The organism is Sulfurospirillum sp. UCH001, from assembly GCF_001548035.1.
Lineage (GTDB): Bacteria > Campylobacterota > Campylobacteria > Campylobacterales > Sulfurospirillaceae > Sulfurospirillum.
Genome location: NZ_AP014723.1, coordinates 1,892,332 through 1,905,333 on the forward strand (window position 1 = coordinate 1,892,332; position 13,002 = coordinate 1,905,333).

The window sequence follows — 13,002 nt, forward strand, 5'->3', positions numbered from 1 at the left end:
CGCAATGTAGCGTGAAAGAAGTGCCAGCTTCTGCTAAGTATTAGCATACGTAGCTTTTAAAGCTGTGTTTTAAAAGCATCTAAAGAGTTATATGCAAGAACTCTTACTGAATAATCAGAAAGAATCAAGGAGCGCTGTGTGAGTACCTTTGTGGGAAGACAACCGATTTTTGACAAAGAGGGTGTATGCTTTGGGTATGAACTCCTTTATCGTTCTTGTGAAGCTAACAATGTTGCAACATTTCAAGACAATGCTAAAGCCTCCGCACGCGTTATTGTTAATCTTATTCACAATATTGGACTAACTCCTATCATCGGGCATAAAAGAGGCTATATCAATGTAGATGAGAGTATTCTTTTCAGCGATGCTATTTTACTGCTTCCAAAAGAGCATTTTAGTTTTGAAATTTTAGAACACACCAAAGTCTCTTTGGCTCTGTATGAACGCGTAAAACACTTGCACTCGTTGGGGTATCGTTTTTCGCTCGATGATTTTGACTGTAGCGATACGATGATTAAGTATTATGAACCACTCTTTCCCTACATTGACATTATTAAAGTAGATATTCAAGCTATCGGAATACCACAACTTCAAATATCGATCGATAAACTTCAAAAATATACTATTCCTCTTCTGGCTGAAAAAATTGAGACACATGAAGAGTATGAAACATGCTCAAAACTCGACTTTCAACTTTTTCAAGGGTATTTTTTTGAGCGACCTGTGATTTTAAGCGGGAAAAGAATTGAGCCCAATACCGTTAATGCATTGCGACTTATTAATTGTATTCAAGAAAACAATGACGTTGCGTATATATCAGAAAAATTTGCAACCTGCCCTGATCTTGTTTATAACCTTTTACGCCATGTTAATTCAGGAGCTTACCACTTTAAACAAAAGATCACCTCAATTAAGCAAATGGTGCTTCTTTTAGGTCCTCAGAAAATTATCTCATGGCTTGGACTTTTTCTTTATGGAGTTCCACAAAACCGCCCTTTTGGAACAGAAATCTTTAATAATGCCAAATTTAGAGCTAAAGTGATGGAAGAGTTAGCACTTATGTGCAATAAACCTGAGCTTGCCAACAAAGCGTTTCTAACAGGTAGCCTCTCTCTTATTGACGCCTATCTCAACATACCCATGCTTGAGTTTTTGAACAATGTGCACTTAGATGATGAAATCAAAACCGCCCTACTGTTTCGGGAAGGCTTTTTAGGAGAGCTTCTCTACATCGCTACAGAGATGAACCACTCTGAAGATACAGAAGCAACCATAAAAAAACTTGGACATTATCCATGTTTTAGCACAGAACAACTTTATGACGCATGTACCAAAGCAACTATTTTTGTCGAAGAAACCGAAAGTCATCCAAATTAAGGAGTTACTATGAATGTTGTTATTTATTACTGTACACGTTGAGGATATATGCCACGAGCTTTCCGTGTGAAAGATGAAATTTTAATCGCATATCCTAGTGCAAACGTATCATTAAGCCCAAAAACGGGTGGTTTTTTTGATGTTGTGGTTGATGAAAAAGTTATTTTCTCTAAAACAGAGAAAATTGGCACACCCATTGAACGATTTCCAGAGAGTGGAGAGATTATTTCATTGCTTCAAAAAGCAGATTATTAACCTTACACCTCACTGTATGACTTTCACATTTTTTTAAAAGGTATATCGTGGGCTATTTTACGAGCTTTTGTGTGCGATTAGCTTATAGTATAGAAGCGTCTTCTCGCTATCATCGCATTAAGGAGTTTTGCAGGACACTCTTAGAGTATCAGCACTCAAGACTCAAATTTTATTTTGATATTTTCATGGTTATTCTGGTTGTCATCAGTGTTTTTTTCTTACTCTATGAAGTCAAAAACCCTGATGGGCACCCTTTTTTAGATACCTTCGTACAATTTTCCTTGGTCGTTTTTATCATTGAGTATCTTTTACGCTTTTGGATCTACTCCGATAGCCATAAGATCTTTCTAGAGCGTTATGACTATGCCATCAATAATAACCTACCCTTTTCATTACCACGAACACTCCTTGCCATTCTGAAGAAAAAAGGAGAGTATATTGTCTCTCCTTTAGCCATTATTGACCTCTTAGCTATTTTGCCAAGTTACCGTCCACTGCGCTTTTTGCGTATTTTTCTCTTATTTAGGATTTTTAAACTTTTTCGTTATGCAAGAAGTATGAAAACATTTACGGCAATTTTGACAGAAAAGAAATTTGAACTCTTTACTTTGGCTATTTTCGCAAGCTTTGTTATCTTTACAGGAAGTTCAGCTATTTATATTTTTGAAACACATCAAAATCCCAAAATCAATACCCTCTTTGATGCCCTTTATTGGGCGATTGTGACGATGGGAACCGTAGGATACGGTGACATCGTTCCTGTAACAACTGAGGGTATGATTGTTTCGATGGTCTTAATTATTTTAGGTGTCGCAACACTCGCTTTTTTGACCTCTATCATCGTCTCCTCCTTTCAAAATAAACTTTTAGAACTTAAAGAGAGTCGTCTCTTTGCCGAAGTTGACCGATTAGAGAGTTATATTGTTATCTGTGGTTATGGTCGCGTGGGCGAGGTAGTCGCTAAAATGTTGCATGAAGATGGATATAAACTGGTCATTATCGATAATGATGCAGAAAAAATCAAACTAGCCCAAGAACGAGGACTCATCGGCATTATTGCAGATGCTTCACGTAGCCGTATTTTAGGCGAACTTGGTGTTGGGAAACGGGCATCCCAAATTATATGTGCTACAAATAGCGATGAGCTCAATGTCTTCATTACACTTACCGCACGAAGTCTTAGTAAACAGATCATCATCATTGCCCGTGTTATTAAAAATACACATAAACGAAAATACTTTTTAGCAGGTGCAAACTACGCATTTAGTGCAGATGAAACAATTGGACTTATGGGAGCACAGTATATTACACAACCGATTTCGTATGCAGCGCTCGATGAAATGCTCACAGAAAATACAGGTGTTATCTTCGATATGATTCCTATCCATGAACACGCTTTTTTTGTCAACCAACCTCTTGAAGCACTAGAGCTTAGAGAAAAACGACTTATGCTTTTTGGCATCTTACGAAAAGAGAGTTCACCAACCTTTTTGTTCAATCCAAAGTCAGATTTTGTACTTCAACCGCATGATATGTTGATTATTATGGGGCGTAAACATCACATCAATGCTCTGCGCAAACTCAATGACAAAGGAAATATACGATGAGAGAAAGTAAAATTCTCCTTTTTGGATTTAGCCGATCTGCCATTGAGATAGGAACAAGATTACAAGAACAAGGATTGACATTTACCTGTATCGATAATGATGCGAATCTTTTGCCTAAAGCTAAAAAACTAGGATTTGATCTTCGTATCACGGATTATAGTGACGATGAGACGCTTTTAAATTTGGGTATTGGCGAAGATGTTGGATTTGTCTTTACTCTGTTTGAGGAAGATGTTCAAAATGTGTTTTTAACACTCTCTATTCGCTCTTTAGACCCAAAGGTGCAAATTGTCTCAACGACGCACACAAAAGATGCCATACATAAGCTTGAGATTGCAGGTGCTAGCACGATCTTAGATCCTTATCAAATCTGTGGGAAGCGTATCTATAAGCTGATAACACAGCCTGAAATTATGCAAGTGATTGATGCAACGATTTTTGGGGAAGAAGATATCAACATGGAGCAGATCACCATTACAGCACATTCCCCACTGAATGGATTGTTCTTAAGTGAATGCTATCCTACAGAGAATTACAATATGCTTCTTGTTGGCATTCACGACAAAGAACTCAAGAAAGAGTTCATTTTTATCACAGAAGGGCGTAACCATAAATTAGATTATGGTGATATCTTAGTTGTAATCGGTAAAAGTGCTGAGATAGAACGCTTTAAAATGGATTTTAGTCTATAACAGAGGAACAATTAAAAAAAGCGTTCCCACACAGGCTAATGTTTCAAGTGTTGTGATGGATGCCATTAAAGAGACATCCCCACCAAGCTCCCGTGCCAATATATGTGAAGACGTTGCTGTTGGCATGGATGCAAAGATAATTGCAATGCTTAGGCTCATTCCTGCAAGCCCAAAAATATGCGATAAACCATAAGCGACCATAGGAAATAAAACCAATTTTGCAACGGTTGAAACCACCAACTCTTTCTTTGCATGTTTGAGGTATTTTAGCTCTAATCCCACACCAACCGATAAAAGCCCCATTGGAAGTGCCGCATGACTCACAATGGAAATACTTTTTAAAATAAATATCGGCATTTCAATGCCACTGGCATTGATAAGCCCACCAATAGCACAGGCACCAATCAGAGGGTTTGTAAGAATGGTTTTAAAAAAGGCGCGGAGTGAAAAGTTTCCATCACGCAAATAGATAGCAAAAACGGAGATACACAAAATATTAATAAAGGGAATAGCAAACGCCATTACAATAGCCGCTAAAACTAAGCCCTTATCGCCATAAACGGCATTGACCAGTGCTAAAAAGACATAGGTATTAAAACGAATACCTCCTTGGACAATAGAGGTAAATGCTCTGTTCTCAAAATGCAAAATCATATTAAGTAAAATCAGAATGACCAAGATAAGAAAAATACCACTTAAAGAAGAAAAAACAAGATTAACGGTATGCGTCAAGTCAATTTTAGCAACAGAAAGTTCATACACTAAAAGACACGGCATCAAGACATAGTAGGTAAATTTATCCATTTTAGGCCAGAAATCAACAGAAGGAAACTTTGCATGCTTAAACGCATACCCTGTAAAAATAATGAAACAAATTGGCAAAAGCGCATTCAAAACATAATTCATACTTATCCCTTAAATCGATATTCCAAGGCCTCTAAAATCGTTTTGAGTTTTTCACGGCACTCCCCTTGAAACTCCATCCATTCAGCTTTACATGTGCCGCCACTGCCAAGCTTTTTTTTGACCAAAGAACAGAGTGTTGTAAGAGCCTCTTTTTCAAGGGAAAAAGGTCCTACGATAGAGACTGGTTTACCTTGGCGTTTTTCCATCTTTAACACTAAAAGATGTTTGGAAGGCGTTTTAATCTCGACGGGTTTTGAGGAAGATTTCTCCTCCTCAAATTTCCATCCGTCATCGTTATCAAGTGCGGATCCAAGTGTAAAAAGGACTTTTTTATCTGCCATAGGTCTCTCTAAAGGCTTCATAATCGCCTTTAAAATCAATCACAGAACCATCTGGGTGTAGCTCGATGATACGGTTTGCAAACGCATCAATGAGCTCTCTATCGTGGGTTACACAGATGACATTACCAGGGAATTTATACAATCCCTCGCCTAAAGCGATAATCGCTTCAAGATCAAGGTGGTTATCAGGTTCATCCAACACCAAGAAGTTACCTTTTTGAAGCATCATTTTTGAAAGCATCATACGGTGTTTTTCTCCACCGCTCAGTTGGTTGACACTTTTCTTTTGCTCTTCACCTGAGAAAAGCATACGACCTAGACACTTTCTGATTTCATCCAAATCTTTTTTCTCATCGTACTGTTGCAACCACTCAAAAAGTTGTAAATCACCCGTGATGATGTCCGTTGTATTTTGTGGGAAATAACTTGGAATGATGGTAGCGCCCCATTTAACACTGCCTGTATCAGAGGTTAGTTGTTCCATAAGAATGTTACATAGTGTTGTTTTACCCACACCATTGTGTCCGATAAGTGCGATCTTTTCGCCTTTTTCTACTTTAAAACTGATATTATGAAGTACTTTTTGATCACCATAACTTTTTTCAATGCCTTCAACTTCCAAGACTTCATTTCCAATGTCACGACCCATTCTAAACACAATGCTAGGATCTCTACGTGAAGAGGTTTGAATGTCTGCGATGTCTAGTTTTTCAAGACGTTTTTGACGTGATGTTGCTTGCTTTGCTTTAGAAGCATTGGCAGAGAAACGACGAACAAAGGCTTCAAGCTCTTCTTTTTCTTTAAGCTTCTTATCACGCTCCATCTCTTGTTGTTTCGCAATTAAGTTTGCAGCCATATACCATTCATCATAGTTACCTGTAAATTCGCGAATTTTCTTAAAATCCACATCAAGAATGTTGGTGACAACGGAGTTAAGGAAGTGTCTATCGTGCGAAATAACGACCATCGTTCCTTCATGGCGAATGAGTTGTTCTTCTAACCACGAAATCGCTTCCAAGTCTAAGTTGTTCGTTGGCTCATCGAGGAAAAGAACATCTGGTTTTGGATACAGCACTTGCGCTAGCAAAATCTTAAACTTATCGCCACCTGTGAGTTCACTCATCAAGCTATCGTGCATCTCTACTGGGAAACCAAGTGAGGCTAGGATTTTTTCAATATTGACTTCAACTTCATACGTTGGATCTTCTTCCGCACAAATAATCTCAAGCTCTGCTAAACGATCATTGACTTTATCATCCGAAAAATCACCTGTTACATAGAGTTCTTCTTTTTCTTTAATCGCATCATAGAGTCTTTTATTGCCGTACATTACAGCATCTTTAAGAGTAAAATCCTCAAAAGCGTATTGATTTTGTCCTAAAACACCAACACGTAAACCATTTTCAATGGAGATATTACCACTGGTTGGCTCAATTTGACGGGATAAAATTTTCAAAAATGTCGTTTTACCTGCACCATTGGCACCGATAAGTCCGTAACGTTTACCTTTGTCCAATTTCAGGTTGATATTTTCAAATAAAAGCTGATGCGAAAAGCGCATCGTTAGGTTGTTAACTTCTACCATATTCTTCTCTTCTCTCTATTAGTTTTACGCGGATTATAGCACTATGTTGCTTGTTTCAATATTTACCCTCAATCTAGCGCTCTTTCGTATGAGAAAAAAATCTTGCTATTTTTAGTTCAAAAAATGTTACAATAAAAAAAGTTCGACCCGAAGCAAAGGATCTTACGTGGCAATCCTCAAGAAAAACATCTGGTTTCTTTTTTATATTTTAACGTTTACTGCCACTGTGCTATTTCTCACGGCTTCTTACTTCAAATGGGAAAACACCTACTACAAATATCAAGCATCACAAGAAGCTATTGTCGAGTTGATGGCAAATGCTACACACTCTTTATTTGATACACAAGAACGCCTTATGGATATTTTGGGTGTATCTATTCTTGAAGACAGGCATCATCTCTATAACACGCCAAGTATTGAAAAACATTCTCAATCCCTTTTAAAAAATCCTGATGTTGTTGCTTTTGGTGTCACGACGCCTGAGGGAGATTTTATTTACGCAAGCTCATACAAAGATCCAAAACAAGTTCCAAATCTTATGAAACAACCCGAGAGTCATGACTCTTTTTTAGAGGCAATCTCATCACAAGGAATGGTTTTTGGTCGTACCTATTTTTCACCTCCTTTACAAAAATGGGGAATGCCTATACGTAAAGCTGTTCGTGATGAAGAAGGAAATCCACTTTTTGTCATGACGACATTGTTACGACTTACCAGTACATTTGACACTCTGATGAACACCATTCATCATCGCCAAAATCTCGTAGTTTCAGTCATTCGCGATACAGATTTGTACCAACAGTACAATTCTGAAGGCAAAAATGACTACAACAAAACTTATGGAAAACCATTCCCAAAGGAGATTATGGAACGTGTTTACACCATCATTTTTGATACCTATGGGCTTACGCCACAAGAACTTAAACGCGATGAGCCTATTGTCTCTTTTGGTTATACTCATGACAATAATGTTCGCTATTTAGCCTCATTGAAATACAATAAAACCTATAAACTCTGGATTATTGTTCACACCTATCTTGACACCGTTATTAAAGACTTTCTCACAACATTTCTATTGTACTTAGCAACGTTCCTAATTTCTGGTGGCGTTTTTTTCTTTCTCTTTCGTCTAATAGCAAAAGCAGAAGAGAAACGCAGACGTGATTTAATCGAACAAGCAACTCATGACCAGTTAACAGCACTTCCAAACCGTAGTTATCTGCATCAAAATATTCATAATTGGGCGTACAAAGGGGCACCATCGTTTAGCATTTTCTATGTGGATATGGACCATTTTAAAAATATTAACGACAGCTTTGGACATCAATTTGGAGACTATGTTTTAGTGGAAATCACACGAAGGTTGCGTGCATTAACACCACCTCGCTCATTGATTATCCGTTATGGAGGCGATGAATTTGTTCTTGTAACCCATCTGCATGAACGCAAAGAGTTACTCTCTTTTGCAACACGCCTCATAGATGCTCTTTCTCGCCCTTATAATGTCAACGACCTGCATTTTAACATTGGAGCGAGCATGGGTATTGCACTTTATCCTGAGCATGGAGAAAGTCTAGATATGTTGCTTCGTGCTTCGGATATCGCACTGTATGAATCCAAAAAAATTAAAAATAGCGCACATATTTTTGCCAGTGAAATGCAAGAAGGGTTTTTAAAAAATGTGAGGATAGAACAAGAACTTCGCAAAGCCATCAATCAGCACGAACTCTTTATGGTGTATCAGCCTCAAATCGATACAGAAGGTTGTGTGTATGGGGTTGAAGCACTTCTTCGATGGAACAGCCCAACACTTGGCAATGTTCCACCTAACCATTTCATTCCTTTAGCTGAAGCTTCAGGATTGATGCCTAAAATTGGACGTTTTATTATTGAAACTGCGTGCAGTGAAATTAAAGCGCTTCATCTTGAACTCGCACACTCGTTTCAAATTTCTATTAATATATCTGTACGTCAATTTATGGACCCTGGCTTTTTAGAACATTTGCTTTCTAGTGTTGAAAAAACACAGATGCATCGTCTCTCTATCACCTTAGAGGTGACTGAAAATCTCTTTATTGAAGATATGCACTATATTTTGCCACTCTTAAAACAGATTAGAGAGTTAGGTATCCAAATCTCTATGGATGATTTTGGAACAGGCTACTCCTCTTTAAGTATGTTACGTAAACTTCCGATTGATGAGCTCAAAATCGATAAAAGCTTTGTTGATGAAATTTGTAGCGATGAAGCTTCAGTCAAAATGGTACAAAACATCATTGCTATTGGTAAAAATTTTGATATGCATATTTTGGCAGAAGGTGTTGAGACCAAAGAGCAGAAAGAGATTTTGACAACCTTTGGCTGCGATCGTTTTCAAGGGTATTATTTCTCAAAACCTCTTCCCAAAGAGGAACTTCTACGCTTTTTAAAAGAGCAAACATTCCCAAATAAATCTTAATTCTTCTACTGCTTGTAAATAAAAAGAAAACTTTTAGAAAAACAAGCGCATCATTGTCTTAAGATGACGAATTAATTTTAAAAAAACTATAAATTTTTATATTAAGCTATTTTCATGCTACACAGTTAATATATAATTTTTTGTGTGAAACGGTTAATTATCATAGTTAAGTCATTTAACAATGATATGATTTTTAAATTATTGTACTAGATTTATTAATTAAGCCAAACAAACCATAGAGGATAGTCTATGTCAAAAGTTCATAAATTCGTTATTACGAATCCAGACCTCTGCATTGCATGTAACGCCTGTGTAAAAACATGCGTAAAACATGCCTATATACGTGGAAAACTCTCCAAAAAAAGACTTGATGTACTCACTTTGGAGAGCGGGAAAATGCCTAACCAATGCCGTCAATGTGATGATGCTCCTTGTGCCAATGTCTGCCCAACGGGTGCGCTTCGTATTGACAATGCCTGTGTTGAGCTGTGCGAAGAAATCTGTATCGGCTGTAAACTCTGTACCATTGCGTGTCCTTATGGCGCCATTAATATTGAGGCAGAATTTCCTCCTTCTGTTATAGAAGAAGTGGAAAGAAATCTAGAAGCTGGCTGTATCAGCGGGCTTAAAAGTATTGCCATCAAATGCGATATGTGTGTAGGTATAGAAACGGGCCCTGCATGTGTAAGTGTTTGTCCAACAGGAGCACTTGTTATGATTGATCCTGTTCTAGGTGAATGTAAATTTGGTAAGAAAATCAAAGGCGATATGGCACCATTTTTAAAAGCGGTCGTACCTAATGTCACTTTTGAAAACATCCCAGCACCTGAAGTTAAAAAACCAAAAGAACCAAAACCTGCTCCTACTGAAACACCAGAAACCAACAAAGAGGAAGCATAATGCAAACGATATACACCCTATTTTTGTTAGCCTCACTTCTGTCTCTTGCTCTTTATAAAAAACCTCTTCTTGCTCAAAAAGTTGGATTTGGTTTAGCAAGTGTCATTTCACTTTATGCGGCGGTTTTTTTCTTTTCAAATTTTGATGAGACGCTGATTTGGAAATTACCTGGTAATTTCATCAGTTTACCTCAATTTAGACTTGACTCTGTGGGCATGTTCTTTAGTTTTTTAGTGAGTTTCATCGCTTTTGCGGTTTCACTCTTTAGCTTTGATTATGCGAAATTTTATGAGAAAAAAGCCAATTTAGCAGTCTTTGCTTCACTTTTCAATGCTTTCATTCTCTCCATGCTTTTAGTTATCGCTAGTGATAACGTCTTCTCATTTATGCTTCTATGGGAGATTATGACACTTATATCTGCACTTCTTATCTTAATCAATGATGGTGAAGGCGCATCTAAAAATGTCATGATTTATCTAGGTATTGCTCAAATTGGAGCATCGTGTCTTATGGTTGCGCTTATCATTATGGCAAGCATCGCGGGTACATTTGAGTTTAGCAAATTCGATCATCTTGAAATGGGTATGGGCATGAGCATCACGCTCTTTTCACTCTTACTTATCGGTCTTGGCTCAAAAGCAGGTATGTTTCCTTTTCATGTCTGGTTGCCAATCGCGTACTGTCAATGTCCTTCAAACGCTTCAGCACTCATGAGTGGTGTCATGATTAAAGTTGCTCTGTTTGCGTTTATCAAATTTTCACTGCTTTTACCACAGTTTGCTTACTTTGGATACATCTTGCTTACTATGGGTGCACTGAGCTGTATCTTTGGCATTATTTACGCGCTTGTCTCTAACGACTATAAAGCTTCTATTGCGTACAGTTCATGTGAAAATGTCGGTATCATCTTTTTAGGTCTTGGAGGAGCATTTTATGGTCTTGGCACCAATTCACCAATCATCGCTTTGATAGGTTTTATTGCAGCCTTTTTCCATATTTTAAACCATGCGGTTTTCAAATCTCTTCTGTTTATGTTAAGCGGCAATGTCTTCACCGCAACCAATACACGTGATATGGACGCACTCGGTGGTTTACACAAAAAAATGCCAATCACCTCTATCATCTTTTTTGTTACGGCACTTTCTATCTGTGCATTGCCACCACTGAATGGTTTTGCAAGTGAATGGATTGTTTATAAAACTATGGTTATCGGCGGCATTGAAGAAGGTGCGTCATCACGCTTTTTCTTCTCGCTCGCGATCATTGCGCTCTCCATTACTGGAGCGATGGCAATCATGGCTTTTTCAAAAGTGTACGGTGCTATCTTCTTAGGTGTCGCTCGCGATACAAAATGTGTTGAAGAAGCAAAAGAAGTCTCCTTTAGCAGACTCTTACCACTAGGACTCTTAGCAAGCCTTTGTGTGGGCTTTGGTCTTTTTATGAACGATGTTGTGAGTATTCTCTCAAAAATCGTTTTAACCATCATCCCACAAACGAGCGTCAGTACTTATGGCTTTATCTCTATGCCTATCATCGTTATGGTCATGGTGCTCTGCTCCATTCTGCCTTTCATCTTCCTTTATCTGCTCAAAGCAAACAATAAAGAAGTAAGAGTTACAGATCCTTGGGCGTGTGGTTTTATTTATAACAAAAATATGCAAATCGGTTCAAACTCTTTTACAGGTGACATCAGAAAAGCACTGAGCTTCCTTCTTAAACATGAACAAGAGATCAAGCTTGATGGTTATTTTTCAAAAGTAGTCTATACGAAAAAAACACATGACCTCTTTTGGGAAAAACTTTATGCTCCTGTGATTGATATGGTGATGCTCATCGCTGACAAGATAGGCATTTTTCAAAATGGTAGAACCAATCTTTATACGGGCTATATCTTAATCTATCTTTGTTTAGTACTCATTTTTGGGTACTACTATCTATAAGGAGAGGACACAATGGATTTTGTTTACTTATTATTACAGCTTGTTTCAGCAATAGTCGTTGCTCCTCTCTTTGATGGTATTTCAAGGAAATTAAGAGCCAAGTTCCAATCTCGTATTGGACCAAGTATTTTTCAAACCTATTATGACATTTACAAATTGCTCAAAAGAGGTAGAACCAAATCAAGCAGTACAAGCTACATCTATCAAGTATCTCCATACTTGCTCTTTATATGTGCTGCAGCGATGTTTTGTGCGTTGCCAATCACTTATGGTGCGCAGTCAGCGCCTTTATCGCAGTTTTCAGACATCTTTGTGTTACTCTATTTAGGGGCACTCTTTCGCTTTATCTTTATCGTTGCGGGTATCGATACGGCAAACCCTTTTGCTGGAGTAAGTGCGAGCAGAGAAGGAACAATAGGCTTTTATACCGAAGAGGTTGCAGTGATTTGTCTCATTGTTGTTATGATGGGTACAGGTAGTACGAGTTTATCGTATATCTCTTCTTTAGTACAAGAAGGCAGTTATGGTTATGCCGTTCCATCATTCTCCATTGCTTCTACAGCCTTCTTATGGGTCATGTATGTAGAAACCGGCAGAAAACCTTATGACTTGGCAGAAGCAGAACAAGAGTTACAAGAGGGCGTTTTGGGAGAGTTTTGTGGTAAAGACTTTGCCATCATTGATATAGCAATCTTACTAAAACAGATGACCGTATTAGGATTTTTCCTTGTTATTTTTATGCCATGGGCAGGTCTTGTTGATAATCCGATTTTATCGCTTATCATTTTCTTGGCAGAGATAGGTTTCCTTTATGTCATGGGTGTTTTTATCGATAACTTTGGACCAAGATTTACGATCAATAAAGGTATGAAACGAACGATGCTCTTTGCGCTTGCGATTTCATGTACCTCATTAGCACTCTATATTATGGGAATTTAACG

11 protein-coding genes are annotated in these 13,002 nt (G+C 37.9%); 8 read left to right on the forward strand and 3 right to left on the reverse strand.

Annotated elements, in window-relative coordinates; translation table 11 throughout:
- Positions 1 to 138: 138 nt before the first annotated feature.
- From UCH001_RS09500 to UCH001_RS09515, 4 genes are read left to right on the forward strand one after another with little or no spacing between them, the layout of a single operon-like run.
- Positions 139 to 1,377 (forward strand): EAL and HDOD domain-containing protein, encoded by a 1,239-nt coding sequence (locus UCH001_RS09500; RefSeq protein ID WP_067177264.1) that lies wholly within the window; start codon positions 139 to 141, stop codon positions 1,375 to 1,377.
- A gap of 48 nt (positions 1,378 to 1,425) precedes the next feature.
- Entirely contained in the window at positions 1,426 to 1,632 is a 207-nt protein-coding gene (locus tag UCH001_RS09505) for an Rdx family protein (protein ID WP_067177265.1), read from the forward strand.
- A gap of 47 nt (positions 1,633 to 1,679) precedes the next feature.
- Positions 1,680 to 3,239: a potassium channel protein gene (locus UCH001_RS09510; protein ID WP_067177267.1), complete on the forward strand. Its 1,560-nt coding sequence runs from the start codon at positions 1,680 to 1,682 to the stop codon at positions 3,237 to 3,239.
- On the forward strand, positions 3,236 to 3,931 hold the full coding sequence (locus UCH001_RS09515) for a TrkA family potassium uptake protein (RefSeq protein WP_067177269.1): 696 nt from the start codon (positions 3,236 to 3,238) through the stop codon (positions 3,929 to 3,931). Before UCH001_RS09510 ends, UCH001_RS09515 begins: the two co-directional genes overlap by 4 nt.
- Here the strand turns inward: UCH001_RS09515 and UCH001_RS09520 are convergent.
- The 3 genes from UCH001_RS09520 to UCH001_RS09530 are packed head-to-tail and all read right to left on the reverse strand — an operon-like array spanning position 3,926 to position 6,763.
- On the reverse strand, positions 3,926 to 4,837 hold the full coding sequence (locus UCH001_RS09520; RefSeq protein WP_067177271.1) for an AEC family transporter: 912 nt from the start codon (positions 4,835 to 4,837) through the stop codon (positions 3,926 to 3,928). The two genes, UCH001_RS09515 and UCH001_RS09520, sit on opposite strands and share 6 nt — an antisense overlap.
- 2 nt (positions 4,838 to 4,839) lie before the next feature.
- The gene (locus tag UCH001_RS09525; protein ID WP_067177274.1) at positions 4,840 to 5,199 is read right to left on the reverse strand and encodes a translation initiation factor; all 360 of its coding nucleotides are present in this window, start codon (positions 5,197 to 5,199) and stop codon (positions 4,840 to 4,842) included.
- A complete protein-coding gene (locus UCH001_RS09530; protein ID WP_067177276.1) occupies positions 5,168 to 6,763 on the reverse strand; it encodes an ABC-F family ATP-binding cassette domain-containing protein in 1,596 nt (531 codons plus the stop codon). The genes UCH001_RS09525 and UCH001_RS09530 overlap by 32 nt, the downstream gene beginning before the upstream one ends.
- Positions 6,764 to 6,929: 166 nt before the next feature.
- Here UCH001_RS09530 and UCH001_RS09535 point away from each other — a divergent pair, with 166 nt between their 5' ends.
- The 4 genes from UCH001_RS09535 (at position 6,930) to UCH001_RS09550 (ending at position 13,000) form a co-directional block, all read left to right on the forward strand.
- The gene (locus tag UCH001_RS09535) at positions 6,930 to 9,221 is read left to right on the forward strand and encodes an EAL domain-containing protein (protein ID WP_067177277.1); all 2,292 of its coding nucleotides are present in this window, start codon (positions 6,930 to 6,932) and stop codon (positions 9,219 to 9,221) included.
- Between the two features lie 249 nt (positions 9,222 to 9,470).
- Complete coding sequence (locus UCH001_RS09540) at positions 9,471 to 10,121, forward strand: 4Fe-4S dicluster domain-containing protein (RefSeq protein ID WP_067177279.1); 651 nt, start codon at positions 9,471 to 9,473, stop codon at positions 10,119 to 10,121.
- Positions 10,121 to 12,061, forward strand: coding sequence for a proton-conducting transporter membrane subunit (locus UCH001_RS09545; protein WP_067177282.1), 1,941 nt, complete (start codon positions 10,121 to 10,123; stop codon positions 12,059 to 12,061). Before UCH001_RS09540 ends, UCH001_RS09545 begins: the two co-directional genes overlap by 1 nt.
- 12 nt (positions 12,062 to 12,073) lie before the next feature.
- Positions 12,074 to 13,000, forward strand: a complete 927-nt coding sequence (locus UCH001_RS09550) for a respiratory chain complex I subunit 1 family protein (protein ID WP_067177284.1) — start codon at positions 12,074 to 12,076, stop codon at positions 12,998 to 13,000.
- Positions 13,001 to 13,002: the final 2 nt, after the last annotated feature.